This is a genomic window from Pallidibacillus thermolactis (assembly GCF_025660415.1).
GTDB lineage: Bacteria > Bacillota > Bacilli > Bacillales > Caldibacillaceae > Pallidibacillus > Pallidibacillus thermolactis.
Map to the genome: position 1 here is coordinate 1 of NZ_JAOUSE010000018.1, position 26,798 is coordinate 26,798.

Consider the following 26,798-nt stretch of genomic DNA (forward strand, 5'->3'; position numbering starts at 1 on the left):
TTCCCATTCCTTTATGGAAGTAAGAACCCTTGAAGATGACAAGGTTGATAGGTCCGAGGTGGAAGCACGGTGACGTGTGGAGCTGACGGATACTAATCGTTCGAGGACTTAACCAATTGACAATAACTTGGTTTACTTGCCTTGCGTTATCTAGTTTTGAGAGAACGAAGTTCTCTTCAATTAAATATCGGTCTGGTGACGATGGCGAGAAGGTCACACCCGTTCCCATCCCGAACACGGAAGTTAAGCTTCTCAGCGCCGATGGTAGTGAAGGGTTCCCCTTTGCGAGAGTAGGACGTTGCCAGGCAAATAAAACAGCGACATTCGTCGCTGTTTTTATTTGCCAAAAAATTTCTTGTTTTGATCCTCCTCATTTATTATGAATAATTTCCCTCGAGTTGGTCATCTTACCAACTGAGGAGGTGGATTTTATGGCAAAAATCGGTGTTGAAGCTTCTTTAACGAATATACAACAATTACTGAAAGAAAAAGGGTATGATGTTGTTGAGTTAAAGCAAGAGTCTGATGCGGCAAATTGTGATTGTTGCGTCGTTTCAGGTTTTGATTCTAATGTAATGGGAATGCATGATTCTGTAACCCAGGCATCTGTTATTGAAGCACGTGGGCTAAGTGCAGAGGAAGTTTGTCAGCAAGTGGAAAATCGATTAAGTTAAAGGATAAAGGGGGGAAATCCCCCTGGAAAAGACTATGAAGAATTTTTCTCATATATTAATTATTCTAATATTCTTCCCGGTTAACTCATGTAAATATTCCTCACAATTTTAAAATGTTTAGAAGTTGTGTTGTAAATATCCCCCATTATTACCTGTATGTGAACCATGGATAAGAGTTTCATTTCCCTAACAAGTACTTGATTCATTTTTTAACTCGAATAAAGTTTTATTTCTATAAAAATATGGAGTTACTTATTTGCTATCTCCAACAATAATCTCATAAAAAAATATAGGCAAACACGCAATAAACGCCTACGACATAAGATAGTAATAGTTTTAAAGAAAGTATTCGATAAGTTGAATATTTTGTAGTTTTTAAGGGCATAATGGGAATATGGAGGTGGGGAGATGACCGGTGTAAAAAAATGCATAATTTGTGAAAATGAAAAGAGACAAGGTTATTATATTTTATCATCATTTATTTGCAAAGAGTGTGAAGAAAAAATTGTACAAACAGAAACAAATGAGCAAGCTTATATGTTTTTTGTAAAGCAGTTGGGGAAAATAAATTCTAAACAAAACATTTATCATTCATAGTATTGAAGTTTACGTATTGATCGCATTTATATCCAAAAATATGATTTTATCTTTTCATAAAGAAATATATAGATATCTTATGTTAAATAAGACGTGAGTGATAAAATTCGATATAATTAAACATATGCAATGATTGAACAAGAAGTTGGAGGATGAATTGTGGGTTATTTTTTTAGTTTAGAAGGTTGTGAAGGAGCAGGCAAGAGTACAGTTTTAAAACTTTTAGCAGATACATTGAAACAAAAAGGGTTTCGAGTTGTTACGACAAGAGAACCGGGTGGAATAGAAATAGCAGAACAAATCAGAAATGTTATTTTAGATCGGAACAATGTAAAAATGGATGAAAAGACAGAAGCGCTTTTGTACGCTGCTGCTAGAAGGCAACATTTAGTTGAAAAAATTATCCCAGAATTAGACAAAGGGAGTATTGTCCTTTGTGATCGATTTGTTGATAGCAGTTTAACTTATCAGGGATATGCTAGAGGTATCGGTATAAATGAAGTATTAACGATAAATAAATTTGCGATTGAAGATTATATGCCTGATCTCACAATTTATTTAGATGTTCCACCTGAAGTCGGTTTAGCAAGAATTAATAAAGATAAAAATAGGGAAGTAAATCGTTTAGATGTTGAATCGTTACAATTTCACGCGAAGGTTCGAGAAGGGTATCACTTACTTTTAAAACAGTACCCTGATAGAATTTTGATGATCAATGCACAGAATGATATTGATATTGTACATCGTGAAGTATTAAACAAAATATTACAATTTATAAATGCTAGATAAAGCATTTGCTATGACTGGCTGATATATAGTAAAAAAAAATTAATGGTATTTATGACTTAAATAAAATTATCACCATTATACGTTGGTCTAACATAAAATATCATATAAATTACTAATATTTTAAAATAATCAAAAAATTAAAAAAAGTTATTCTTAGGAAGATTTAATTTTTGTTATAATAAAATAAAAAGACTAAATTAGACATTTTTAGGAGGGACGGAAATGAAATTAGTACTTGCTGTCGTCCAAGATCAAGATAGTAATCGTTTACTCAGTGCACTTACGGATAACAATTTTCGTGTAACAAAACTTGCATCAACAGGAGGATTTTTAAAATCAGGAAATACAACGTTTCTTATTGGTACGGAAGATGTTCGTGTAGATAAAGCATTACAGATAATTAAAGAGAATTGTAGTTCAAGAGAGCAATTAGTTTCACCCGTATCACCAATGGGAGGAAATGCAGATTCGTATATGCCATATCCTGTTGAAGTAGAAGTAGGTGGTGCAACCGTATTCGTTTTACCAGTGGAACAGTTTTTACATTTTTAAAGGAAATTTCTTTTGAGCAATCGGGCTGTATTTCCGGTTGCTCTCATTCTATTTCCTCCTTTATTATATAAATAAGCGTAATTGATGATAGTTATATGGAGGATTCTTTAATGAAGGTAAATCAAGATATTCGTGTCTTGAATGACCGATTGATTAATGACATAAAGGTGCAACAGCAAGTAAATTCAAAGTTCCAAAATGTCATCAAATCCCAAACAGAGAAGTTACAAATGGGAGAACTCCAAAATCTGTTTTCAGATATAGAAAAAGCTGGTGAACGTTTAGCTAAATCACGAAATTTCCGTGACTTAGCGAAATATAAATTGTTAGTTAAAAAGTTTTTAAAAGAAGTATCTGAAAATGGTATTGGTTTAAACAAGTCCCATACCATGGATATATATGGAGAGAGTCGCGTATTACAAACGATTGAGAAAATTGATGAAAAATTTATTGAGTTGACGGATGAACTATTAAGAAACGAAGAGGAAAATATAAACATTCTGAGTATTCTTGGTGAAATTAAAGGATTAATTATCAATTTATATTCATAAATATTATAGTAGCTTTTAAAGAGAAGAGTGATAGTTGTGCATAGAGAATGGGAACAGCTGGAAAAATTACAACCGTTGGTTATGAAATTGTTGAAACAGGCACTATTAAAAAAAAGAATTGCCCATGCATATCTTTTTGAAGGAATGAAAGGAACAGGAAAACGAGAAATAGGTTTGATGTTTGCTAAAGCTTTATTTTGCGAAAAATTAGTGGATGATTTCAAACCATGTAATGCTTGTATACAATGTAAACGGATTAGTCATGGGAATCATCCAGATATTCATGTGTTGGAACCTGAAGGAACTTCGATAAAAAAAGAGCAAATCTCTAGCCTACAAAAGGAATTTTCCAAGAAAAGTGTTGAATCTGGCCGTAAGTTTTACATGATCATTGATGCTGATAAAATGACAGCTAGTGCTGCAAATAGCCTGTTAAAATTTTTAGAAGAACCAAACAGTGAAACTACTGCTATATTAATTACGGAGCATATTCAAAAAATCCTGCCTACGATCTATTCAAGATGTCAACATATCACATTTCAACCAATTCCAAAGCGGGAATTAGTCGAAATGCTCGTTGATAATGGAGTAAAAAAAGGACGGGCACCGCTACTGGCAAACTTAACGAATAGTGTTGAAGATGCTTTACGTTTACAAGAAGACGAATGGTTTTTACAAGCGAGGAAATTAGTGTTAAAATTATATGAAATCCAGTCTCGTCAAACGCTTATGGATACGCTTTTATTTTTACAAACAGACTGGTTGCCTCATTTTAAATCGAGGGAGCAGATGGATACGGGATTGGACATGCTCTTGTATATTTATAAAGATTTATTATATATTCAGTTAGAGCAGGATAACGAGTTAATCTATCCTGATTTAAAAGCAGAATGGAAGCAGCAAGCGCTTCGTGTTTCTAGCAAGCGGCTATCGGAACAGATTTTAGCAATTTTAGAAGCAAAAAAACGGTTGCAATCCAATGTTAATGGATCACTGTTAATGGAACAGCTTATAATAAAGCTGCAGGAGGGATAGATTTGTATAATGTCGTTGGTGTACGCTTTAAAAAGGCGGGTAAAATATACTATTTCGATCCCGGTGACTTAGTTATAGAAAAGGAACAATTTGTCATTGTAGAAACGGCTCGCGGAATAGAATATGGAAAAGTTGTTATTGCCAACAAGGTAGTTGGAGAGGAAGATATTGTTTTACCATTGAAAAAAGTGCTACGCCTTGCCGATGAGAAGGATCGTTTTCAAGTAAATGAGAATAGGAAGGCGGCAAAGGATGCCTTTGAAATATGTGCTGATAAAATAAATGAACATGGATTAGAAATGAAATTAGTTGATGTTGAATATACATTTGATCGAAATAAAGTGATTTTTTATTTTACCGCGGATGGACGAGTAGACTTCCGTGAACTCGTTAAAGATTTAGCCGCCATATTTAAAACAAGAATTGAGCTTCGACAAATTGGTGTACGGGATGAAGCAAAAATGTTAGGCGGCATTGGCCCTTGTGGTCGGATGCTCTGTTGCTCAACATTTTTAGGTGATTTTGAACCTGTATCTATTAAAATGGCAAAGGATCAAAATCTGTCACTAAATCCTACAAAAATTTCAGGATTGTGTGGTAGACTTATGTGCTGTTTAAAATATGAAAATGACGAATATGAAGAAGCAAAGGAACAACTACCGGATTTAGGTGAGATGATTTACACATCGTTAGGTCAAGGGAAAGTTGTTGGTTTGAATTTAATGGAGCGCATTATTCAAATTGAATTAGAAGAACAAGAAAAGGTTATTGAGTATACATTAGACGAAATAATTGAAGAAGGAGTTATTTCTTCTAAAGCCGCGGATTGACGAGGTGCTAAAATGATGAATAAAAAGGAATTGTTTGACTCTGTAAGTAATATGGAGCAACAAATAGGAAATTTATATAAGCAGCTTGGAGAATTGAAACAGCAATTGGCTGAAGTTCTAGAAGAAAATCACTCTTTAAAATTAGAAAATGAGCATTTGCGTAAACGATTAGATGACGATTTCGAAAATACGGAACATCGTAATGATCAAATTAAAAAGAATATAAAGCAGAAAAACCTTCCAGATATAGGTGAAGGTTATGATAACTTGGCAAGATTATATAATGAAGGATTTCATATTTGCAATTTACAGTTCGGTAGTTTACGTAAAGATGGCGATTGTATGTTTTGTATATCCTTTCTTAATAAGAATAAATAATAAAGGCTATCCAAATAGTTTTTCTCCCCTAATCGATTGTAGTACGATATTACTTACTGTTGGTTGGAGGATCATCAAAACTATTGGATAGCTTTTTTAAATCCATTTATAATACTTAATAAATGATGAATGTATTGGAGGCTTGTATATTGGTTCAACTGGTTGGAGATGAGCGACTTGATTATTTATTAGCTGAAAACTTACGGATTATTCAAAGTCCATCCGTATTTTCTTTTTCTTTAGATGCAGTATTGCTTGCTAGATTTGTATATCTACCGATTCAAAAGGGGAAAATTATTGACCTATGTTCAGGGAATGGTGTTATTCCTCTCTTACTTAGTCCCCGAACAAAAGCAAAAATTACTGGCGTTGAAATTCAAGAACGATTATGTAATATGGCAAAAAGAAGTGTTACTTATAATAAGTTAGAAGACCAAATAAATATGATTCATGGTGATCTGAAAGAAATGCCTAAAAAACTTGGATTTAATACATTTGATGTAGTAACCTGTAATCCACCATATTTTCCTGTATCAGATAAAAATTTAATTAATGAAAGGGAACATTTTGCTATTGCAAGGCATGAAATTTATTGTACATTGGAAGACTGTGTACGGGTAAGTAGTCAATTAGTGCGACCTGGTGGGAAAGTAGCCTTTGTTCATCGTCCAGGCAGACTTCTTGAAATGTTAGAATTAATGCGCCATTATCGAGTGGAACCGAAAAGATTACGCTTTGTATATCCGAAATTAGGCAAGGAGGCAAATACCATTTTAATTGAGGGAATAAAAGATGGAAAACCAGATTTGAAAATTCTCCCACCGCTTATTGTTTATAAGGAAGATGGGAATTATACGGAAGAAGTGAATGAGATCTTATATGGTAAAGAATAACTATTATTTTTATGTGTTAGAATGTGCAGATGGCTCTTTTTATGGTGGTTATGCTGCTGATGTACAAAAAAGACTTGCTGTACATAACTCTGGAAAAGGTGCAAAGTATACAAGAAACCGCCTGCCAGTAAAATTAATTTATTATGAAAGGTATGGAACAAAAAGTGAAGCCATGCGTGCAGAGTACAAGTTTAAAAAACTAACAAGAAAAGAAAAAGAAAAGTTTTTAAGGGAGTTTTGGTCACGTGAACATACAAAAGAGTTATCAAAACAATAAAGGAATATTATATTTAGTTCCTACACCGATAGGAAATTTGGAAGACATGACATTTCGAGCGGTCCGCATTTTAAATGAAGCTAACATTATTGCTGCAGAGGATACCAGAAATACTAGAAAGCTGTTAACGCATTTTGAAATTCAAACACCGATGGTAAGCTACCATGAACATAATAAGGAATCGAGCGGTAGGCATTTAATTGCACAGTTAAAAGAAGGGAAAAGTATTGCATTAGTTACAGATGCAGGCACGCCGGCTATTTCAGATCCAGGTTTCGAGCTTGTCAGGGATGCTGTTAATGAAGGAATTTCCGTTGTATCCCTTCCCGGTGCGAATGCGGCTCTTACTGCTTTAACAGCTTCAGGTATTCAACCACAACCGTTTTATTTTTATGGTTTTTTACCAAGGAAAAAGAAGGAACGAAATTCAGAATTAGAACAATTAAAGAAACTAAATGCAACCATTATATTTTATGAAGCACCACATCGCATAAAGGAAACATTATCATCGTTAAATGAAAAATTTGGCAATCGATCGGCTGTACTTGCTAGGGAATTGACGAAAAAGTTTGAGGAGTATATACGAGGGAATTTGTATGAATTATTAAATTGGATAAACAATCATGAGATACGAGGAGAATTTTGTATTATAGTTGAAGGAAACAATGAAAATGAAGAAGATGGAAATGAACAATTTTGGGAGTCATTAGATATAAAACAACATGTTGAATATTATATTGCGCAGGGAGACTTTCCGAAGGAGGCAATAAAAAAAGCAGCGAAGGATCGCGGCATGGGAAAAAGAGAAGTATACAAGGTATATCATATGGATCAATAAAACAATTGTATAATCAATCTTTGCTCTATATTGAAAATAACAAGCATTTTCTAAGGGCAACTTTGCCCTTCAATCCTCTTTTATGTGAAAGACATTTTTCAACTCATGGATTAATTGTTTTGCACCATCTTCACTTAATACGATTTTCCCATCTGCTAGTACGATATTTTCATCTGATTGTTTCCCGGTTATCATACATATTTTATTTTGTTTGTTCTTTTTCAACACAATTTTATCATCTTCGACATAAATTTCGAGTTCATCTTTTTCCTCAATGCCAAGTGAACGACGGAGTTCTATTGGAATGACTACTCGACCTAGTTCATCGACCTTTCTTACAATTCCTGTGGATTTCATTGAATAACCCCTCTCACATGTATTCAATTAATAGAAAATTAACAAATTTTATTTAATTACATTTATAGTAACAATGTTCATAGTTACCGTCAATAATTTGAAATTTATAGGTTTGAAAGCTCTTTTAATGACAATTATCATGGTAATGGCACAACTAGGAAGGTTGCATTTTTCAAGTTATTTAGGTATATTTTTCCTATATAAGCGGTTAAGCTAGACTATTAATAGTTGCAAATTAAAATTGCTCTCGGTTCAAATTCTGAGGGCTTCTTTTACGAAATGAACAACTATATTTTAAATGTAACTTTCCTTTCTTTTAAGGAGATTATACTTCTAGTATCATCCAGATTTACCAATTAGGCAGTTTTCTTAAGTTTATAGAAACGAGGAGATAAAAATGGCAGAAAAGAAAACATTTTATATTACTACACCAATTTATTATCCAAGCGGTAAGCTTCATATAGGAAATGCTTACTCAACAATAGCCTGTGATGTGGTTGCACGTTATAAGCGCCTACAGGGTTATGATGTGTTTTATTTAACTGGTTCTGATGAACATGGTCAAAAAATTGAAAAAAAGGCAAAAGAACTAGGTTTAACGCCAAAAGAATATGTTGACAATATGGCTGAAGACATGAAGAGATTATGGAAAAAATTAGATATTTCTAACGACAAATTTATCAGGACAACTGATAAAGAACATGAAGAAGCGGTTCAAAAAATATTCGAACAATTGTTAGAACAAGGTGATATCTACTTAGGGGAATACGAAGGTTGGTATTCCGTACCGGATGAAGAATACTTTACAGAGTCACAATTAGCTGAAGTTTATCGTGACGAAAATGGAAAAGTAATCGGCGGTAAAGCTCCTAGTGGCCATGAAGTGGAGCTTGTCAAGGAAGAAAGTTATTTCTTTAGAATGAGTAAATATGCTGATCGTCTCTTACAATATTATGAAGAACATCCTGATTTCATTCAGCCGGAATCACGAAAAAATGAGATGATCAATAATTTTATAAAGCCAGGTTTAGAAGATTTGGCTGTTTCCAGAACATCATTTAAATGGGGCATTCCTGTTAAAAGTAATCCGAAACACGTTATTTATGTATGGATTGATGCATTAGCAAACTATATTACGGCTCTTGGCTATGGCAGTGAAGATGATTCAAAATTTAAGAAGTATTGGCCGGCTAATGTTCATATGGTTGGAAAAGAGATCGTTCGTTTCCATACCATTTATTGGCCAATTATGTTAATGGCTCTAGGATTACCATTGCCGAAAAAAGTATTTGGCCATGGTTGGTTGTTAATGAAAGATGGAAAAATGTCAAAATCGAAAGGTAATGTTGTATATCCTGACATGTTAGTCGACCGTTATGGTTTAGATGCTGTTCGTTACTACTTAATGCGTGAAGTAAGTTTTGGTAGTGATGGAGTTTTTACACCAGAAGACTTTATAAATCGCATAAACTATGATTTAGCTAATGATTTAGGAAACTTATTAAATCGTACCGTTGCAATGATCACACAATATTTTGATGGGGTTATCCCTGCTTATAGCGGATCCCATACAGAATTTGAACAATCATTAGTACAAGCAAATATTGATGGTGTTCGTAAATTTGAAGAAGCCATGGAGAAAATGGAATTTTCTGTTGCACTTTCAGCTGTTTGGCAAATCATTAGTCGTGCAAATAAATTTATTGATGAAACAATGCCTTGGAAGCTTGCTAAAGACGAGACAAAACGAGAAGAACTTGAAAGTGTCCTTATTCACTTGGCAGAAACATTACGTCGTGTAGCAATCTTAATACAACCATTCTTAACACGTGCACCAAAGAAAATTTTTGAACAATTAAATATTCAAGATGAAAGATTACATTCTTGGGAAAGTTTAAATGAATTCGGGCAAATCCCAGCAGGTACGAAGGTTAAAAAAGGAGATCCAATTTTTCCACGTCTGGATTTTGATAAGGAAGTTGCTTACATACAAGATCAAATGAAAGCGAATGTACCTAAAGAAGAAAAAAGGGAAGACGTGAAGGAAGAACAATTACCACAAATTTCAATTGATGACTTTGCAAAAATTGACCTTCGTGTAGCGAAAGTCACTCATTGTGAACCAGTGAAAAAGGCAGATAAATTGTTAAAACTTCAGTTAGATTTAGGCTACGAAAAGCGCCAAGTAGTTTCTGGTATAGCGGAATACTATAAACCAGATGATTTGATTGGAAGGAAAGTAATTGTAATTACGAATCTAAAACCTGTAAAATTACGTGGTGAAATATCTGAAGGTATGATTTTAGCAGGAGAAAAAGACGGAGTCTTGTCTCTAGCAACCGTTGCTGAAAGTTTACCGATCGGAGCTAAAGTGAAATAAAAATGAAGTATTAAAAATTGATTGTTATACCATTATAAAGCTATCCCGATAAAGTATTTTCTACACTATGGAATTGTTTTTAATAAAATTAGAAACAGTGGATGGGATAGCTTTATTTTTTTATGAAAAAATGAATATTACAAGAAAGAAGAAGGTCACCTATCATTTTGTACTTGAATTATTAACAGATTGTAACAAAATTGAAATATATCTATGTTAATGTGAGTAATCAAGGAAATTGATAGCCTTCTTCTTTAAAAAAACTTAAAGGAGAAAGTGATATGTTATTTGATACCCACGCCCACATTAATGCAGATCAATTTGCAGAGGATTTAGAAGAAGTTTTGAAGAGGGCTAAGGATGCAGGTGTTACAAACATTGTTGTCGTCGGTTTTGACCGTCCAACAATTACGAAAGCGATGGATTTAATTAATAAATATGACAATATATACGGTTGTATTGGCTGGCATCCAGTAGACGCCATCGATTGCCGCGAAGAGGATTTACAATGGATTGAAGATCTTTGTGCCCATCCAAAAATCGTAGCTTTAGGAGAAACAGGTTTAGATTACCACTGGGATAAATCACCAAAGGAAGTCCAACATGAGCTTTTTCGTAAACAAATTCGTCTAGCAAAAAAATTAAAACTACCGATTATGATTCATAATCGGGATGCAACAGAAGATTGTATTCGAATTTTAAAAGAGGAAAAAGCAGAAGATGTTGGAGGAATTATGCATTGTTTTAGTGGTGATGCTAATACAGCACTAGAAATCATCAATATGAATTTTTATGTTTCTCTTGGCGGCCCGGTCACATTTAAAAATGCAAAATTGCCAAAAGAAGTAGCAAAGGTTGTTCCATTAGATAAATTATTAATTGAAACGGATTGTCCGTATTTAGCGCCTCATCCGTTCAGAGGAAAGAGAAATGAGCCAGCTTATGTCAAGTTAGTTGCAGAACAAATTGCTGAACTTAAAGGAGTTACTTTTGAGGAAATAGCAGATGTTACAACTAAAAATGCGAAAAAACTTTTCGGGATTAGTTGACAAAAGTTGTAGGGGATTTGACAAATTATTACGTGTTTTTATCTAAATCCCCTCACTTCTAAAAATTGTGTCGACAAAACGGGCTTTTCAAAAAGAAATAAATTATGTAATAATATTGCACAAATCTAGTAAACTAATCTCTATTCTCAAAAAACTGACATGCTGCTTATTCTCTTTTATACTCACGCCATGAATAAAAGGAGGCAAATTCATGAATTTCCAAAAAATGAAAGACCTTGCTCTTGCTGTTTTTAATAGCAAGAAAAAACTGGTTATTACTGCTGCAACACTCGCGGTAGTAGTATCAGTAGCAGGTCTTCTCATCTACCAAGGGACAAAAAAAAGTATTACACTTGTCGCTGACGGTGAAAAGAGAATTGTAAAAACCCATGCAGAGACAGTAGCAGATCTATTAGAAGAATCCGAAATTTCTCTTGGTAAACATGATCATTTAAAACCTGCAAAGGAAACCGTCTTAACCGAGAATATGGAAGTTGTTTGGAAACCCGCAACGAAAGTGACATTGACTTTAGATGGTGAGAAAAAAGAATATTGGACGATAGCTGACACAGTTAAAGGTTTTTTGGAAGAAAAAAGTATTATGATCAATGAACATGACAAATTGAATGTAGCTCTTAATACAAAGATAAAAGAAGATTTAGACATTGTTTTAGATGTAGCTTTTCAAGTCGTAGTTAATGACGGTGGAGAAGAAAAGAAACTTTGGTCTACCTCGACTACGGTCGGTGACTTTTTAGCACAACAAGGAATCGAGTTATCTGAACTTGATCGTATTGAACCAGCAATTGACAAAATGTTAGATACAAATACAAAAATTAATATTGTCCGCGTTGAAAAGGTCACCGATGTAGTGGAAGAGCCCATAGATTATGCGGTTGTAACGAAAAATGATAATAATTTACAATCTGGTAAAGAAAAAATCGTCCAAGAAGGTAAGGAAGGTCGTGTGAAAAAAACATACGAAGTTGTTTTAGAAAATGGGGAAGAAGTTTCCAAAACACTTGTATCTGAAGAAGTGGTTGAAGCAGCAAAAGACCAAATTGTAGCTGTAGGTACGAAAAAAGTTGAACCTGTATCTGTATCCCGGGGAGAAGCATCAAGTAAAGAATTTTTTGTGGAGGCTACGGCCTATACAGCAAACTGTAATGGATGTTCTGGAAAAACAGCAACAGGCTTTGATCTTCGTTCTAACCCAAATGCAAAAATTATAGCTGTAGATCCGAACGTTATTCCACTAGGTGCAAAAGTGTGGGTTGAAGGCTATGGCTATGCAATAGCGGCAGATACAGGTGGAAACATTAATGGTCATAAAATCGATGTTTTCTTTCCTTCTAAATCAGAAGCTTACAGCTGGGGACGAAAGAAAGTAAAAATAAAAATATTAAAGTAATTGCTGGTAAGAAATTCTTTAAAATGCAGAGAAATTTTTTCTCTGCATTTTACTTTTCTCTATATCCATTGGATAATAAGAAAAGTGTATAAAAGAGAAACTAACGATGATCAGTTTGTTTATTTCTATATAATTTGACGTAAATGACAAATATAAGGTTTCACATTTTGGAGGAAAAAATGAAAATTAAAGAAATTATCGTTGTTGAAGGAAAAGATGATACAGTTGCCATAAAGAGGGCAGTGGAAGCTGATACAATTGAAACGAATGGATCTGCTATTGATCAAAAGATAATAGAACAAATAAAATTAGCTGCTGAAGTGCGTGGTGTCATTATTTTTACTGATCCAGATTTTCCTGGTGAAAAAATACGCAAAAAGATTATTGAAAAGGTACCGAATTGTAAGCATGCATTCTTGCCGAAGGAACTTGCAAAGCAGAAAAATGGGAAGAAAATTGGCGTTGAACATGCAAAACCAGAAGACATTCGAAAAGCGCTAAAGGGTGCTCATCTTATGGAAACTGAACCTTTAGAAATAATAACAAAACAAGATTTAATATATTACAGATTGATTGGAGATCCAAATGCCAAAACAAGAAGAGAAAAACTAGGGGAAATTTTAAATATTGGCTATACAAACGGTAAACAATTACTTAAACGTTTGCAAATGTTCCAAATTTCACGGGAAACCTTTATGCAAGCGATGGAACAGATTTTTCAGGAGGAACAAATAAATGGATAAGGATATTGCTACACCAGTTCGAACAAAAGCAGTACTAGATAAGTATGGATTTACATTTAAAAAATCTTTAGGACAAAACTTCTTAATTGATACGAATATTTTACGAAAAATCGTTAAAAATGCTGAACTAACCGAGATGAGTGGAGCAGTTGAAATTGGACCTGGAATTGGGGCGTTAACGGAACAACTGGCAAAAGTATGTAAGAAAGTAATCGCTTTTGAAATCGATCATCGGTTGATTCCTGTGCTTAAGGATACATTATCTCCATATCCTCATGTATCGATTATTCATCAAGACTTTTTAAAGGCAAATGTAAATCAAGTACTCAGAGATTATTTTTCAGATGACCAGGAGATTTCAATTGTTGCCAATTTGCCTTACTATATTACAACCCCGATTATTATGAAGTGTTTAGAGGATAAATTACCGTTTAAAAATATGGTCGTTATGATGCAAAAAGAAGTAGGTGACCGCATTGTAGCAAAGCCAGGTACAAAAAATTATGGTTCTCTAACTCTTGCTATTCAATATTTTACAACTGCAGAAATCGTCTTGCATGTGCCGAAAACGGTGTTCATCCCACAACCTAATGTTGACTCAGTGGTTGTTCGGTTGCGTAAACGTGAAAAGCCAATTGTAGAAGTAAAGGATGAGTCTTTTTTCTTTAAAGTTATTAAATCAAGTTTTGGTCAACGGAGAAAGACAATTTTGAATAATTTAACAAACTCGTTTGAACAAGGAAAAGAGAAGAAAGAATTAATACTTGCTTGTTTAAATTTGGCAGAAATTGATCCGAAAAGAAGGGGAGAAACGTTAACAATTGAGGAATTTGCTAAATTAAGTGATGTTTTGTATGACAATTTTAAGTAGAGAATACAGGTTTGGTCCTTTTTAGTATGAAAAGGAACCAAACCTTTTTTGTATTTCCCTCTACTTTTTTACTTTCACCAATTTTTGTCTATTTGCATAGCCTATAAAAGCCTGTGAACTTAATCTAGAGGTGAATGTAATGGATATTCAAATTAATCAAATTGTAGGGAGAAAGTCGTATCATTGTGACATTCCCTTTCGGGTCATTCGGTTATATAAGCACAATGGAGAAATGTTTGCCTTACTATATGGGGAAGATATTCGTTTGATTGCAGATGCTCCGATCGGTGATTTAACCATTTTAGATCAACAAACAAAAAATCGTATACTAGCTCCTTATAGACAAATGGAAGAACAATCAAATTATTTATTTCGGCAAGACTTCCAAAGCATAAGAGAAAAGAAGGAGTATGAAACGACTTCAGGATATCAGTCTGACCTGAAACTTTTCCAATTGCCAGGGAAGGTTCTACATGTGGATGGAGATTCCAATTACTTAAAGAAATGTCTTGCTTTATATAAAAAATTAGGAGTTCCTGTTTATGGAACGTTTTGTGAAGAAAAAGAAATGCCTTTTCAAGTACCGTTGCTTGTCGATCAAGTTCGCCCAGATATATTAGTTATTACTGGTCATGACTCGTATTCAAAACAAAAGGGGAAGCAAAATGATATTCGTGCTTATCGACATTCAAAAGACTTTGTGCTGACAGTTCAAGAAGTGAGAAAGAAATATCCGAATTTAGATCAATTAATTATTTTTGCAGGCGCCTGTCAATCCCATTTCGAGTCATTAATTAATGCTGGTGCCAACTTTGCTAGTTCACCCCTTAGGGTAAATATCCATGCCTTGGATCCGGTTTATATTGTTTCAAAATTAAGTTTTACACCGTTTACTGAACAAATTAATGTTTGGGATATCCTACGAAATACGATTACTGGTGAAAAAGGAATAGGTGGTATAGAAACAAAGGGTGTACTTCGATTAGGAATGCCTTACCACCCAAATTATGGTGAAAGGGAATAAAAAGAGACTAGATTTAAAAAGTTAACGTTCCATCGTTAACTTTTTTATCAATCCTTTGAAAACACTTAGTGATGTATATACATAATTTGTTTTAAATGGGAAAGCCTAAAAACTGTGAATAAAAGTATTAAAAATAAATCAAATTTTTGTTGACAAACATTTTTTATCCCTGATATAATTTATTATTTTACCATTGACACATTTTTATTAATTTGCTATACTAATTTATAGTGAGGTGTAGAAGTTATGCCAAAAACATTGTCTGAAATTAAAAAAAATCTTGATTGTAATTTAGGAAAGCGCCTCTTGTTACGAGCGAATGGAGGTCGTAAAAAAACAATTGAACGAACAGGTGTTCTCGCTGAAACTTATCCAGCTGTGTTTGTAATTGAATTAGATCAAGATGAGAATTCCTTCGAACGTGTTTCTTACAGTTATGCTGATGTTTTAACAGAAACTGTACAACTTACTTTTTACGAAGATAAGCAAGAATTAGTTTAATAAAAATTGTAGTAAACCATAATATTTGGTAATTTTACCGGTATCTATTGATACGGGTATTTTTTTTGTCATCAGTTAACATTGTTATAGAAAATTCTTGATGGATATGTGGTTATGTTTATTTGAATAAAATTTCTTTTTTTGTTTTCCCTTGAATGAATATTAAGGTGAAGTGAAAACTAAAGATAGTCATGGCAAGGGAGGCGTTGTTTAATTGGGAAGAAGAGGCATTATGTCAGAAAAAATGAAAATTGAACTGGCAAAAGAGCTTGGGTTTTACGATGTTGTTCAAAAAGAAGGCTGGGGCGGTATTCGAGCAAAAGATGCCGGAAACATGGTGAAACGAGCAATTGAGATTGCACAAGAACAGCTGATGAACAACAGTAAACAGTAAGTATCTCTTTCATATCCGATATACAACAAAAATATGCCATGACTGGCTGTCCTCCAAAGAGGGCAGTCTTCATTTGTGTACAGAAAGGTCAAACAATTTGGCATTTTTTCCTCGTATATGTTTTGTGGTAAAATAAGACAAAATTATACATATTCTTAAAGTAGGTGGACGTATTGAAAATGCTCATAAAAGCTCCTGCAAAAATAAATTTATCATTAGATGTCCTATATAAGCGAGATGATGGCTTTCATGAGTTAGAAATGATTATGACAACAATTGATTTAGCTGATCGAATTGAATTAGAATTACTAGATGAAAATCGCATTGTTGTTCAATCTCAAACTCGATTTGTACCTGATGATGAACGGAATTTAGCCTATAAAGCAGCAAGTTTAGTTAAAGACCGATTTTCAATAAACAAGGGTGTTGCGATCAAAATTGATAAGAATATTCCTGTAGCTGCAGGCCTTGGTGGTGGAAGTAGTGATGCAGCAGCAGTGTTAAGGGGATTAAATAAATTATGGAATTTGCAATTATCAATAGATGAATTAGCGCAGTTGGGAGCTGAAATTGGTTCGGATGTTTCCTTCTGTGTTTATGGTGGGACAGCCTTAGCTAAAGGGAAAGGCGAAGTTATTACTCCTCTGCCAGCTCCACCAAAATGTTGGGTTGTATTAGCAAAACCTTCAATCGGTGTTTCTACTGGTGAAATATATAAAAAGCTTGAACTGGAAAATTTAGAACATCCCGATACACAAGCGATGTTAGAAGCTATTAATACTAGCAATTATGAAAAAATGTGTAGAAATTTAAGTAACGTATTAGAGTCAGTGACGTTAAATTTGCATCCTGAAGTGAAACAAATTAAGCGAGATATGAAGCGATTTGGAGCAGATGCTGTTTTGATGAGTGGAAGCGGTCCTACAGTATTTGCTTTAGTACAACATGATTCGAGAATGCAGCGAATTTATAATGGATTAAGAGGATACTGTAATCAAGTTTTTGCAGTTCGGATACTAGGGCAGCCAAACGAATGATTTTATAAAGTAAAAATTCGTCCGATACTTGATAAAACACGAATAATAATATAATATATTGTTATTAATATTCGTGTTTAGAGGTGAAGACATGAGCTGGAAAAGAAGTGAACGTTTAATAGATATGACAAATTACTTATTGAGTCATCCTCGTGATCTAATTTCTTTAACGTTTTTTGCGGAACGCTATAATGCGGCAAAATCCTCAATAAGTGAAGATATCACAATATTAAAAGATGTGTTTGAATTGCAAGGAATCGGTAAATTAATTACTATTCCGGGTGCAGCCGGTGGTGTTAAATATTTTGTACAGGTTAAAGAAGATCAAGTGAAACCATTTATTAAAAATTTATGTGAGCTGCTTGCTGTTCCAGATCGTCTATTACCTGGCGGATATTTGTATATGCAAGATATTATAGGAAATCCACAAATAACAGATCAAGTAGGGCGAATGTTTGCATCAAAATTTAGTGATCAAGAAATTGATGCGGTCATGACGGTAGCCACAAAAGGAATTCCATTGGCCTATGCAACAGCCCGTTATTTAAACGTACCAGTTGTTATTGTGCGGAAAGATACAAAAGTAACAGAAGGATCTACGGTAAGTATTAACTATGTTTCTGGCTCTACAAAAAGAATTCAAACAATGCTTTTAGCAAGAAAAAGTTTAAAAGAAGGTTCTCGTGTATTGATTGTCGATGACTTTATGAAAGCTGGTGGTACCATTAATGGAATGATTAGCTTGCTGAGTGAATTTAATGCTAGCCATGTTGGGATTGCTGTATTAATTGAAGCGGAAGAAGTAGAAGACCGGTTAGTCGAACAGTATACTTCTGTTGTGAAACTTTCCAATGTTGATGTACGTGAGAAAAAAATTACCGTAAGTGAAGGAAATTATTTTACGAAATAATCTCGATAAGAACACTTTGACTGCAGCTAATTACATTTATTTTTACTACAGATACCAATCTATTACTTTCATCGCCTTGAGAAATAAAAAATTTAAAATTTTTGATAGAAAAGAAGGATATTTCAAATTTTTGTAGAAACATTTAAGTAACTAATTTTTAAGGTGGTGAAATAGATGGAAGTAACAGATGTAAGATTACGCAGAGTAAATACGGATGGACGTATGAAGGCAATTGCTTCAATTACGTTAGACAATGAATTTGTTGTCCATGATATTCGTGTAATCGATGGTAATAACGGATTATTTGTAGCGATGCCTAGCAAACGTACACCAGATGGTGAATTCAGAGATATTGCTCACCCAATCAACTCTGCAACCAGAGGTAAAATTCAAGATGCTGTACTAACCGAATATCATCGTCAAGGCGAGGCTGAAGTAGAGTTAGAAGAAGCTGGGGCTTCCTGATAAAATAATAGCATCTAAGAGCCTACAAGAATGTAAGGCTCTTTTTTTGTGCAGCATATTTTTCCAAAAATTTCCTATAAACCTCCATTTCATTTCCCACAATATAAATCTTCCTATTATAGGTTCTCACTTTAATCAATTACCCTAATTTATTTTTTGAAAACAACTCGGGTTGTTCCTTGAAATGAGATGATTTTTAAGATATTATTCAATATGGAAAGAAAGCTATATTGGAGGGCACATATGTCAAGTCGATTTGTAGTTATATTAGCAGCTGGACAAGGGACTCGTATGAAGTCAAAACTATATAAAGTACTTCATCCTGTATGTGGTAAGCCAATGGTTCGTCATGTTCTAGACCAAATGAAAGAGATACAGGCTGAAAGTGTCGTGACTGTTGTAGGTCATGGAGCAGATATGGTCAAATCAGAACTCGGTGATGAATGTGAATATGTACTTCAAGCTGAACAACTAGGTACTGCTCATGCTGTTATGCAAACAAGTCAGCTTTTAAAAGGAAAACAAGGGACTACTCTTGTTGTTTGTGGAGATACACCTTTGTTGAAAGCTGAAACGATTAATGCACTAATGAATCACCATATTAAGGAAAATGCAAAAGCTACTATACTTACAAGTTATGCTGATGACCCAACAGGATATGGACGGGTTATTCGTAACGAGCACGGTTATGTAGAAAAAATCGTTGAACATAAAGATGCGACCGATGAAGAAAAACAAGTAAAAGAAATAAATGCAGGTACGTATTGTTTTGACAATCAATCATTGTTTAATGCATTGGAAAAAGTATCGAATGAAAATGCCCAAGGAGAATATTATTTACCCGATGTTATTGAAATTTTAAAATCAGAAGGTGAAATAGTCACAGCTTATAGTACTGATGATTTTACGGAAACATTAGGAGTGAATGATCGGGTCGCTTTATCAAAGGCAGAAAAAATTATGCGTAATCGGATTAATGAAAGACATATGCGTAATGGTGTTACTATCATTGATCCTGATCAAACGTATATTGAATCTGAAGTAGAGATAGGGCAAGATACAGTTATTTATCCAGGAACGGTTATAAAAGGTAAAACAACGATTGCGGAAAACTGTGTGATTGGTCCGAATTCTGAAATAGTAAACTGTCATATTGGTTGTGGTACAACCATTCGTCAATCTGTTGCACACGATAGTGAGATTGGTGTATCTGTTCAAATTGGTCCATTCTCTCATATTCGTCCTCAATCACAAATTGGTGATGAAGTCCGCATTGGAAATTTTGTAGAAATTAAAAAATCTACGTTTGGTAAAGGTAGTAAAGCTTCCCATCTTTCATATATAGGAGATGCTGAAGTAGGAAATAATGTAAATATTGGTTGTGGATCAATAACAGTAAATTATGATGGAGTTAAAAAGTATAAAACAATAATTGAAGATCATGTGTTTATTGGATGTAACTCTAATCTCGTCGCACCTGTGAAAATTGGTGAAGGTGCCTATGTTGCAGCAGGTTCAACGATAACAAAAGATGTTCCTAGCGAAGCGCTTTCAATTGCACGTGCCCGTCAAGAGAATAAGGAAAACTATGTACAAAAATTAAAAAAGAAAAGAACAAACTAGGGAGGTTCACCATGTCTAACGTGTACCCAGACAATCATCTTAAATTATTTTCGCTGAATTCAAATCGTGCATTAGCAGAAGAAATTGCTGAGGTAATGGGAGTAAGTCTTGGAAAAAGCTCTGTTACTCGATTCAGTGATGGAGAAGTACAAATAAATATCGAGGAAAGTATTCGTGGATGTGATGTATTTGTAGTCCAGTCAACTTCTAATCCAGTTAATGAACATTTAATGGAATTATTAATTATGATTGATGCTTTAAAGCGGGCATCAGCACGAACAATTAATATTGTTACTCCATATTATGGTTATGCCCGTCAAGATAGAAAAGCCCGTTCTCGTGAACCGATAACTGCAAAACTTGTAGCAAATTTATTGGAAACAGCCGGTGCAACTAGAATGATTGCAATTGACTTGCATGCGCCACAAATTCAAGGATTTTTCGATATTCCAATTGATCACTTAATGGGTGTACCAATTTTAGCTGATTATTTTGAAAAGAAAAATCTTGAAGATATCGTCATTGTTTCACCAGACCATGGTGGAGTGACCCGTGCAAGAAAAATGGCAGATCGTTTAAAAGCACCAATTGCGATCATTGATAAACGACGTCCAAAACCAAATGTGGCAGAAGTAATGAATATTGTAGGTAATATTGAAGGTAAAACATGTATTATTATTGATGATATTATCGATACCGCTGGAACCATTACTTTAGCCGCTAATGCACTAGTAGAAAACGGTGCACGTGAAGTATATGCATGTTGTACACATCCTGTACTTTCAGGACCTGCCATTGAGCGAATTGAACATTCAAAAATCAAAGAGTTAGTAGTTACAAATACGATTAAGTTACCAGAAGAAAAACAAATCGATAAAGTTCAACAACTATCAGTTGCACCATTATTAGCGGAAGCCTTAATCCGAATTTTTGAACATCGTTCGGTAAGTGATTTATTTTAAACATTCTTATGGTTGATATAAGCATAAATTGGACACAATAATTAGTAGTTTTAAAAAATTACTAATGAAAGAGGTGTCCACTTTATGTCTTTTGTACTACATGCAAAAGAAAGAGGTCGACTTACTCGACATGAACTAAAAACATTAAGGGATAATGGGAATGTTCCGGCCATTATTTATGGTAGAAATATAAATAATATACCGATTTACGTTGATCAGGCCGATTTTTTAAAAGGTATTAAAGCAGCTGGAAGAAATGCGTTGCTTTCAATCGATGTGTCTGGAAAACAACATCAGGTGATTATGCGTACGTACGAGGAAGATGCTTTATCAAGAGAAATTATACATATAGACTTTTTAGCTGTAAATCCTTCTTCACTTATTACAACTGAAGTTCCTGTAACGTTAGTAGGTGAGTCTCTAGGTGTACAAGAAGGAGGCGTATTACAGCAGTCTTTATATGAGTTATCCATTTCTAGTAAGGCATCGGATATCCCAGAATCTATTGATGTCGATATAACAAACTTAGACATTGCGGAAACAATCTATATAAATGATATAAGAGACCGTTTTCCATTTGAAATCAATCATGAAGATACTGAAGTCATTGTATCAATTTTACCACCGAAACAAGAAGAAGTTATTCATACAGGTGAAAAACAATCCTCTACTATGCCGGAAGATATTGAAGTTAAAGAAGAAAGTGAGTAACTTCATATAGGTTTTCGGTCGTTCGTAAACTGATATACAATTAGACCGAAATTTTATAGTACAATTTTTTATAGGGGCTGTCCAGACGATCAGCCCCTTTATCCATTGTTCCGTTCCAGTGCAGACAAAAAGCATCCTTTATTGTTTTGCTTGGTTAAATCTATCTAGCTATAAAACAATGATATTCGACAATCAGGTCAGAGAAATTGGAGGGAAACAGGTGAAATTAATTGTTGGTCTTGGAAATCCTGGAAAAGAGTATGAAGAAACACGGCATAATATTGGCTTTAAAGTAATTGATGAATTATCAAAAGAACTTCAAATTCCTTTAAATGAATCAAAGTTTAAAGGTTTGTATGGAAAAGGAAATATTAATGGTGAACGTGTTCTATTATTAAAACCAATGACTTATATGAATTTATCAGGCGAAGCCGTATCAGCATTAATGAATTTTTATAAAATATCTGCAGAGGAACTGCTCGTCATTTATGATGAGCTTGATTTACCTGTTGGCAAAATCCGTTTGCGTTATAAAGGTAGTGCAGGAGGACATAACGGAATTAAGTCGATTATTCAACATATTGGAACTCAGGAATTTAAACGAATACGGATAGGAATTGATCGACCAGAAAGAGGCAAATCTATATCCGATTATGTTTTAGGTAAGTTTAACAAAGAGGACATTCCAATCATTGAAGAAATGGTTCAAAAAAGTGTTAAGGCTTGTGAAGAGTGGATTGATAAACCTTTCTTAGAGGTAATGAATATATATAATCAGTAATAAACATTCCATTGTTTAGAACAAATCTTATTATGAAGAGGACAAAATTTGGTATACTGTTAAATGAATAAGCACTTCTTGTATGGTCAATAATATTATAAAAGACCATTTCAGGGAGTGAAAACAGTGGCAATCCACTATACTTGTCGTTATTGCGGGATAGACATTGGGACAATTACACATTCTTCAGTTGATGCACAATCACTTGGTTTCCATAAATTAACAGAGGATGAACGATTGGACATGATACAGTACGATAGTAAAGGGAACATTCATGTGAAAAGTATTTGTGAAGATTGCCATGAGTCGTTTATGACAAACCCTATGAATTATGAAAACGATTATATTATTCATTAGCTTTGGATGTAACCAAGGCGTTTTTCTATTTAAAATTATTATCATTTTTTCAAAGTTTATAACAAAAATGGACGCGAATCAGTAAAGAAATACGTTCAAATGCTTCTAATGACGGAAAATTCGATATTTTTATATAATTCAGAAATAATTAAACTATAACAATATGAAACAAAGATAAACATAAACAAGAGAGGAGGCGTTCCATGAAAGGTTTAGTCTCAACATTAATGGAAAAAGATGATGTGTTAACGATTATAAATGGAATAGAGGAAGGACTTAAAGAACAACTTGTTACTGGTCTTTCAGGATCAAGCCGCCATTTGTTTGCAGCTTGTCTTTATAAAAAAATGAATCGACCACTATTTATTGTGACTTATAATATGTTACAGGCCCAAAAGATATATGAAGATTTAGGACAAATTTTTCCGTCAGAGCAATTATATTTATATCCAGCAGATGAATTAATAGCTGCCGATTTAAGTGTTGCAAGTCCTGAACTTCGGGCACAAAGGATTGAAACAATAAATTTTTTGTGTAAGAACGAGCAAGGTATCGTCATTGCACCGATCGCTGGCTTAAGAAAAATTTTACCACCAAAGAAATTATGGGAAAGCTATTTAATGCAATTAAGAATAGATGATGAAATTGATCTTGAAGAAACGATTCATGCTTTTGTTCAGATGGGTTATTCTCGTAATGAAATGGTTTCTGCACCAGGAGAGTTTAGTGTTCGTGGTGGTATTATTGATATTTATCCATTAACAGAAGAAAATCCAATACGTATAGAGTTATTTGATAATGTCATTGATTCAGTTCGTTATTTTAATATTCATAATCAACGTTCATTGGAAAAACTAGACTCGATTATAATTGGACCCGCAACAGAAATATTATTAGAAGCTAGTCATTATGAGCGATTAGCAGGCAAATTAGAACAAGCGTTGGCAGACAGTTTGAAAAAAATAAGGGATGAAAAAGTAAAAGAATCTCTTGTGTTCGAAACCGAACACGATTTAGAACTGATTAAGCAAGGTCAACAACCAGAACAAATTTTTAAATATCTTTCCTTTGCTTACGAAAAACCAGCAAGTTTAATAGATTATTTAATGCCTAATACGATCATTTGCATGGATGAAATCAGTCGAATTGTTGAAACGAAAGATTCATTAGAAAAAGAAGAAGGCGAATGGCAAGTAAGTTTAATTGGTGAGGGGAAACTTGTTCATTCGGCTTGGGTTAGTCACGATGTAATGAAAATTATACAGGAAGCAAATCGACCCATTGTGTACTTTTCTTTATTTTTACGTCATATTCAAAATGTTAATCCACAAAACATTATTAATATTTCCGGTAAACAAATGCAAAATTTCCATGGCCAAATGAATATTTTAAAAACGGAAATGGACAGATGGCAAAAGAGTAATTTTACCGTTATTTTCCTTGGTGCTGATGAAAAACGGGTTCAAAACTTAAACCGTGTGCTAGATGATTACTCCATTGACTTCATTAATAATCTTGATGGTGATAAGCTATTACAGGGGAAGTCGCAAATTATTCAAGGTCAGTTAAATTCAGGCTTTGAACTACCGATGTATAAACTTGCCGTGATTACGGAAGCGGAGCTCTTTAATAAAAAAATGAAGAAACGTCCTTCTCGGTCTGCTAAACTTTCTAATGCTGAGAAAATCCAAAGTTACAGTGAGTTGAAGGTTGGCGATTATGTTGTTCATGTTAATCACGGTATTGGTAAATATTTAGGCATTACAACTTTGGAAATTAATGGTGTTCATAAAGATTATTTACAAATTAAATATCAAGGAACTGATAAGCTGTTTGTTCCTATTGATCAAATTAATTTAGTCCAAAAATATGTCGGTGCAACAGAAGGAAAAGAACCGAAATTATATAAATTAGGCGGTTCCGAATGGAAACGGGTAAAACGTAAGGTTCAATCTTCTGTTGAAGATATTGCTGATGATTTAATTAAACTTTATGCTGAACGGGAAGCTTCTAAAGGTTATGCCTTTTCACCAGATGGAGACATGCAGCGGGAATTTGAAGCTTCTTTTCCATATAAAGAAACCGAAGATCAACTTCGTTCTATTCAGGAAATAAAAAAAGATATGGAACGATCTAGACCGATGGATCGATTGCTTTGTGGTGATGTTGGTTATGGGAAAACTGAAGTTGCTCTCCGTGCAGCTTTTAAGGCGATTATGGACGGGAAACAAGTTGCCTTTTTAGTACCTACAACCATCCTTGCCCAACAACATTATGAAACAATGCAAGAACGCTTTGCTGATTATCCAATCAAAATTGGAATATTAAACCGTTTTCGTACAAGAAAGGAACAGCAGGAAACGATTAAAGGATTAAAAAATGGAACAGTAGATATTGTTGTAGGTACCCATCGTTTGTTATCAAAGGATGTTACTTACCATGATTTAGGTCTTTTAATCATTGATGAAGAACAAAGGTTCGGTGTTACCCATAAAGAAAAAATAAAAAAGTTAAAAACCAACGTAGATGTATTAACTTTAACTGCGACACCAATACCAAGGACACTTCATATGTCGTTACTCGGTGTCCGTGATTTATCCGTAATAGAAACACCGCCGGAAAACCGGTTCCCTATTCAGACATATGTTATGGAAATGAATCTTGCACTAGTTAAAGAAGCAATTGAACGTGAATTGGCTCGAGAGGGGCAAGTGTATTATTTATATAATCATATTGAGGATATTGAAAGAAAAGCAGAAGAAATATCGATGCTAGTGCCGGATGCAAAAGTGCTTTATGCCCATGGAAGAATGACGGAACGGGAATTAGAAAATGTCATTCTGTCATTTTTAGAAGGTGAAGCAGATGTATTAGTGACGACAACTATTATAGAAACAGGTGTGGATATCCCTAATGTAAACACCTTGATTGTAGAAAACGCAGATCGAATGGGTCTTTCACAATTGTACCAATTGCGTGGTCGTGTTGGTCGTTCTAATCGTGTGGCTTATGCTTATTTTACGTATAAGAAAGATAAAGTATTGACTGAAGTTGCAGAAAAACGATTACAAGCAATTAAAGAATTTACTGAACTTGGCTCTGGTTTTAAAATTGCGATGCGTGATTTATCAATCCGCGGTACAGGAAATATCCTTGGTGCACAACAACATGGATTTATCGAATCTGTTGGATTTGACTTGTATTCGCAAATGTTGAAGGAAGAAATTGAGAAGAGAAAAGGTGACTTACCAAAACAAGAAGAACACGAAGTTGAAATTGATATTGATATTGATGCATATATTCCAGATCGATATATACGTGATGGTTATCAAAAAATTGAGATGTATAAACGTTTCCGTGGGATAACGGAAATGGAGGAAATTAGAGAATTGCAAGATGAAATGATTGACCGATACGGAGATTATCCAGACGAAGTGGATCGATTATTTACGATAGCGAAAATGAAAGTTATTGCAAAACAAGTGGGTATAGAAACAGTGAAGAAAATAAAGGATGATGTTCAATTAATTTTTAGTGAAGAAGCATCGAAAAATATCCGTGCTCAAGAATTAGTACAATTATATAAACCTTTTGGTCGGAAGGTTGGTTTTGGAATGGATGGTGAAAAGTTTAAAATTGTACTATATACAACAAAAATGAGTGTAAATGAATGGTTCCCTATCCTTGCATCTATGGTAGACGAAATCTTAAAAATTGCCGATAAAGAAGTAAAGACCGTATCATAATGAGTTTCCAACCAATTCTTTTGAATTTTATCCGATTTTTCAAAGTAACAATCGTGCACAGC

Annotated in this window: 28 protein-coding genes, 2 rRNA genes and 1 pseudogene; 30 read left to right on the forward strand and 1 reads right to left on the reverse strand. The window is 34.1% G+C overall.

What is annotated here, in order from left to right; all coding sequences use genetic code 11:
* The 13 genes from OEV82_RS07535 to rsmI form a co-directional block, all read left to right on the forward strand.
* Window positions 1-116 (forward strand): 23S ribosomal RNA (locus OEV82_RS07535); the annotation flags it as partial.
* A gap of 75 nt (window positions 117-191) precedes the next feature.
* Window positions 192-307, forward strand: a 5S ribosomal RNA gene (gene rrf, locus OEV82_RS07540).
* A 124-nt stretch (window positions 308-431) separates the two neighbouring features.
* Entirely contained in the window at window positions 432-674 is a 243-nt protein-coding gene (locus tag OEV82_RS07545) for a YkuS family protein (RefSeq protein WP_173659486.1), read from the forward strand.
* 408 nt (window positions 675-1,082) lie between these two features.
* Window positions 1,083-1,271 (forward strand): sigma factor G inhibitor Gin, encoded by a 189-nt coding sequence (locus OEV82_RS07550; RefSeq protein ID WP_173659489.1) that lies wholly within the window; start codon window positions 1,083-1,085, stop codon window positions 1,269-1,271.
* A 159-nt stretch (window positions 1,272-1,430) separates the two neighbouring features.
* On the forward strand, window positions 1,431-2,060 hold the full coding sequence (tmk, locus tag OEV82_RS07555) for a dTMP kinase (protein ID WP_173659491.1): 630 nt from the start codon (window positions 1,431-1,433) through the stop codon (window positions 2,058-2,060).
* 222 nt (window positions 2,061-2,282) lie between these two features.
* Window positions 2,283-2,612, forward strand: coding sequence for a cyclic-di-AMP receptor (locus OEV82_RS07560; RefSeq protein WP_173659493.1), 330 nt, complete (start codon window positions 2,283-2,285; stop codon window positions 2,610-2,612).
* Between the two features lie 110 nt (window positions 2,613-2,722).
* Window positions 2,723-3,163 carry a YaaR family protein gene (locus tag OEV82_RS07565; protein ID WP_173659495.1) on the forward strand — a complete coding sequence of 147 codons (441 nt, stop codon included), beginning with the start codon at window positions 2,723-2,725 and terminating at the stop codon, window positions 3,161-3,163.
* A gap of 36 nt (window positions 3,164-3,199) precedes the next feature.
* Window positions 3,200-4,198 (forward strand): DNA polymerase III subunit delta', encoded by a 999-nt coding sequence (holB, locus tag OEV82_RS07570; RefSeq protein WP_173659497.1) that lies wholly within the window; start codon window positions 3,200-3,202, stop codon window positions 4,196-4,198.
* Between the two features lie 2 nt (window positions 4,199-4,200).
* Window positions 4,201-5,028: a PSP1 domain-containing protein gene (locus OEV82_RS07575; RefSeq protein ID WP_173659499.1), complete on the forward strand. Its 828-nt coding sequence runs from the start codon at window positions 4,201-4,203 to the stop codon at window positions 5,026-5,028.
* Window positions 5,029-5,043: 15 nt separating this feature from the next.
* A complete protein-coding gene (yabA, locus tag OEV82_RS07580) occupies window positions 5,044-5,406 on the forward strand; it encodes a DNA replication initiation control protein YabA (protein ID WP_173659513.1) in 363 nt (120 codons plus the stop codon).
* A 149-nt stretch (window positions 5,407-5,555) separates the two neighbouring features.
* Window positions 5,556-6,299, forward strand: coding sequence for a tRNA1(Val) (adenine(37)-N6)-methyltransferase (locus OEV82_RS07585; RefSeq protein ID WP_263061508.1), 744 nt, complete (start codon window positions 5,556-5,558; stop codon window positions 6,297-6,299).
* Window positions 6,286-6,576, forward strand: coding sequence for a GIY-YIG nuclease family protein (locus tag OEV82_RS07590; RefSeq protein WP_173659516.1), 291 nt, complete (start codon window positions 6,286-6,288; stop codon window positions 6,574-6,576). Before OEV82_RS07585 ends, OEV82_RS07590 begins: the two co-directional genes overlap by 14 nt.
* A complete protein-coding gene (gene rsmI / locus OEV82_RS07595; protein ID WP_173659503.1) occupies window positions 6,545-7,414 on the forward strand; it encodes a 16S rRNA (cytidine(1402)-2'-O)-methyltransferase in 870 nt (289 codons plus the stop codon). Before OEV82_RS07590 ends, rsmI begins: the two co-directional genes overlap by 32 nt.
* A 69-nt stretch (window positions 7,415-7,483) precedes the next feature.
* Here rsmI and OEV82_RS07600 read toward each other — a convergent pair whose 3' ends face one another.
* Window positions 7,484-7,771, reverse strand: coding sequence for an AbrB/MazE/SpoVT family DNA-binding domain-containing protein (locus OEV82_RS07600; RefSeq protein WP_173659505.1), 288 nt, complete (start codon window positions 7,769-7,771; stop codon window positions 7,484-7,486).
* Window positions 7,772-8,159: 388 nt separating this feature from the next.
* Here OEV82_RS07600 and metG point away from each other — a divergent pair.
* From metG to mfd, 17 genes and pseudogenes are all read left to right on the forward strand, one after another.
* Window positions 8,160-10,151: pseudogene (metG, locus tag OEV82_RS07605) on the forward strand (methionine--tRNA ligase); the annotation flags it as partial.
* 281 nt (window positions 10,152-10,432) lie between these two features.
* The gene (locus OEV82_RS07610) at window positions 10,433-11,200 is read left to right on the forward strand and encodes a TatD family hydrolase (protein WP_173659509.1); all 768 of its coding nucleotides are present in this window, start codon (window positions 10,433-10,435) and stop codon (window positions 11,198-11,200) included.
* Between the two features lie 211 nt (window positions 11,201-11,411).
* Entirely contained in the window at window positions 11,412-12,611 is a 1,200-nt protein-coding gene (locus OEV82_RS07615) for a G5 and 3D domain-containing protein (protein WP_263061509.1), read from the forward strand.
* 179 nt (window positions 12,612-12,790) lie between these two features.
* A complete protein-coding gene (gene rnmV / locus OEV82_RS07620; RefSeq protein ID WP_173661206.1) occupies window positions 12,791-13,354 on the forward strand; it encodes a ribonuclease M5 in 564 nt (187 codons plus the stop codon).
* A complete protein-coding gene (rsmA, locus tag OEV82_RS07625) occupies window positions 13,347-14,225 on the forward strand; it encodes a 16S rRNA (adenine(1518)-N(6)/adenine(1519)-N(6))-dimethyltransferase RsmA (RefSeq protein WP_173661207.1) in 879 nt (292 codons plus the stop codon). Before rnmV ends, rsmA begins: the two co-directional genes overlap by 8 nt.
* Before the next feature lie 139 nt (window positions 14,226-14,364).
* Window positions 14,365-15,249, forward strand: coding sequence for a sporulation peptidase YabG (gene yabG, locus OEV82_RS07630; protein ID WP_173661209.1), 885 nt, complete (start codon window positions 14,365-14,367; stop codon window positions 15,247-15,249).
* A gap of 246 nt (window positions 15,250-15,495) precedes the next feature.
* Window positions 15,496-15,750 (forward strand): biofilm formation stimulator Veg, encoded by a 255-nt coding sequence (veg, locus tag OEV82_RS07635; protein WP_173661211.1) that lies wholly within the window; start codon window positions 15,496-15,498, stop codon window positions 15,748-15,750.
* A gap of 232 nt (window positions 15,751-15,982) precedes the next feature.
* Window positions 15,983-16,144, forward strand: coding sequence for a small, acid-soluble spore protein, alpha/beta type (locus OEV82_RS07640; RefSeq protein WP_173661213.1), 162 nt, complete (start codon window positions 15,983-15,985; stop codon window positions 16,142-16,144).
* A 173-nt stretch (window positions 16,145-16,317) separates the two neighbouring features.
* Complete coding sequence (gene ispE / locus OEV82_RS07645) at window positions 16,318-17,181, forward strand: 4-(cytidine 5'-diphospho)-2-C-methyl-D-erythritol kinase (RefSeq protein ID WP_173657984.1); 864 nt, start codon at window positions 16,318-16,320, stop codon at window positions 17,179-17,181.
* Between the two features lie 91 nt (window positions 17,182-17,272).
* Window positions 17,273-18,091, forward strand: a complete 819-nt coding sequence (gene purR / locus OEV82_RS07650; protein ID WP_173657983.1) for a pur operon repressor — start codon at window positions 17,273-17,275, stop codon at window positions 18,089-18,091.
* Between the two features lie 174 nt (window positions 18,092-18,265).
* On the forward strand, window positions 18,266-18,556 hold the full coding sequence (gene spoVG, locus OEV82_RS07655; protein WP_173657982.1) for a septation regulator SpoVG: 291 nt from the start codon (window positions 18,266-18,268) through the stop codon (window positions 18,554-18,556).
* Between the two features lie 243 nt (window positions 18,557-18,799).
* Window positions 18,800-20,179, forward strand: a complete 1,380-nt coding sequence (gene glmU, locus OEV82_RS07660; protein ID WP_263061510.1) for a bifunctional UDP-N-acetylglucosamine diphosphorylase/glucosamine-1-phosphate N-acetyltransferase GlmU — start codon at window positions 18,800-18,802, stop codon at window positions 20,177-20,179.
* Window positions 20,180-20,190: 11 nt separating this feature from the next.
* Window positions 20,191-21,141 carry a ribose-phosphate diphosphokinase gene (locus OEV82_RS07665; RefSeq protein ID WP_173657980.1) on the forward strand — a complete coding sequence of 317 codons (951 nt, stop codon included), beginning with the start codon at window positions 20,191-20,193 and terminating at the stop codon, window positions 21,139-21,141.
* An 84-nt stretch (window positions 21,142-21,225) separates the two neighbouring features.
* Window positions 21,226-21,852: a 50S ribosomal protein L25/general stress protein Ctc gene (locus tag OEV82_RS07670; protein ID WP_173657979.1), complete on the forward strand. Its 627-nt coding sequence runs from the start codon at window positions 21,226-21,228 to the stop codon at window positions 21,850-21,852.
* Window positions 21,853-22,072: 220 nt separating this feature from the next.
* Window positions 22,073-22,633, forward strand: coding sequence for an aminoacyl-tRNA hydrolase (gene pth / locus OEV82_RS07675; RefSeq protein WP_317630485.1), 561 nt, complete (start codon window positions 22,073-22,075; stop codon window positions 22,631-22,633).
* A gap of 126 nt (window positions 22,634-22,759) precedes the next feature.
* Window positions 22,760-22,990 (forward strand): anti-sigma-F factor Fin family protein, encoded by a 231-nt coding sequence (locus tag OEV82_RS07680; RefSeq protein ID WP_173657977.1) that lies wholly within the window; start codon window positions 22,760-22,762, stop codon window positions 22,988-22,990.
* Between the two features lie 203 nt (window positions 22,991-23,193).
* On the forward strand, window positions 23,194-26,736 hold the full coding sequence (mfd, locus tag OEV82_RS07685) for a transcription-repair coupling factor (RefSeq protein WP_173657976.1): 3,543 nt from the start codon (window positions 23,194-23,196) through the stop codon (window positions 26,734-26,736).
* Window positions 26,737-26,798: the final 62 nt, after the last annotated feature.

What these genes read in the sequence shown, in the direction of transcription:
- OEV82_RS07545 (WP_173659486.1), top strand. Translation starts at nt 432, where the DNA reads ATGGCAAAAATCGGTGTTGAAGCTTCTTTAACGAATATACAACAATTA.
- OEV82_RS07550 (WP_173659489.1), top strand. Translation starts at nt 1,083, where the DNA reads ATGACCGGTGTAAAAAAATGCATAATTTGTGAAAATGAAAAGAGACAA.
- OEV82_RS07560 (WP_173659493.1), top strand. Translation starts at nt 2,283, where the DNA reads ATGAAATTAGTACTTGCTGTCGTCCAAGATCAAGATAGTAATCGTTTA.
- OEV82_RS07565 (WP_173659495.1), top strand. Translation starts at nt 2,723, where the DNA reads ATGAAGGTAAATCAAGATATTCGTGTCTTGAATGACCGATTGATTAAT.
- yabA (WP_173659513.1), top strand. Translation starts at nt 5,044, where the DNA reads ATGAATAAAAAGGAATTGTTTGACTCTGTAAGTAATATGGAGCAACAA.
- OEV82_RS07590 (WP_173659516.1), top strand. Translation starts at nt 6,286, where the DNA reads ATGGTAAAGAATAACTATTATTTTTATGTGTTAGAATGTGCAGATGGC.
- OEV82_RS07600 (WP_173659505.1), bottom strand. Translation starts at nt 7,771, where the DNA reads ATGAAATCCACAGGAATTGTAAGAAAGGTCGATGAACTAGGTCGAGTA.
- OEV82_RS07610 (WP_173659509.1), top strand. Translation starts at nt 10,433, where the DNA reads ATGTTATTTGATACCCACGCCCACATTAATGCAGATCAATTTGCAGAG.
- OEV82_RS07615 (WP_263061509.1), top strand. Translation starts at nt 11,412, where the DNA reads ATGAATTTCCAAAAAATGAAAGACCTTGCTCTTGCTGTTTTTAATAGC.
- rnmV (WP_173661206.1), top strand. Translation starts at nt 12,791, where the DNA reads ATGAAAATTAAAGAAATTATCGTTGTTGAAGGAAAAGATGATACAGTT.
- rsmA (WP_173661207.1), top strand. Translation starts at nt 13,347, where the DNA reads ATGGATAAGGATATTGCTACACCAGTTCGAACAAAAGCAGTACTAGAT.
- yabG (WP_173661209.1), top strand. Translation starts at nt 14,365, where the DNA reads ATGGATATTCAAATTAATCAAATTGTAGGGAGAAAGTCGTATCATTGT.
- veg (WP_173661211.1), top strand. Translation starts at nt 15,496, where the DNA reads ATGCCAAAAACATTGTCTGAAATTAAAAAAAATCTTGATTGTAATTTA.
- OEV82_RS07640 (WP_173661213.1), top strand. Translation starts at nt 15,983, where the DNA reads ATGTCAGAAAAAATGAAAATTGAACTGGCAAAAGAGCTTGGGTTTTAC.
- purR (WP_173657983.1), top strand. Translation starts at nt 17,273, where the DNA reads ATGAGCTGGAAAAGAAGTGAACGTTTAATAGATATGACAAATTACTTA.
- spoVG (WP_173657982.1), top strand. Translation starts at nt 18,266, where the DNA reads ATGGAAGTAACAGATGTAAGATTACGCAGAGTAAATACGGATGGACGT.
- glmU (WP_263061510.1), top strand. Translation starts at nt 18,800, where the DNA reads ATGTCAAGTCGATTTGTAGTTATATTAGCAGCTGGACAAGGGACTCGT.
- OEV82_RS07665 (WP_173657980.1), top strand. Translation starts at nt 20,191, where the DNA reads ATGTCTAACGTGTACCCAGACAATCATCTTAAATTATTTTCGCTGAAT.
- OEV82_RS07670 (WP_173657979.1), top strand. Translation starts at nt 21,226, where the DNA reads ATGTCTTTTGTACTACATGCAAAAGAAAGAGGTCGACTTACTCGACAT.
- mfd (WP_173657976.1), top strand. Translation starts at nt 23,194, where the DNA reads ATGAAAGGTTTAGTCTCAACATTAATGGAAAAAGATGATGTGTTAACG.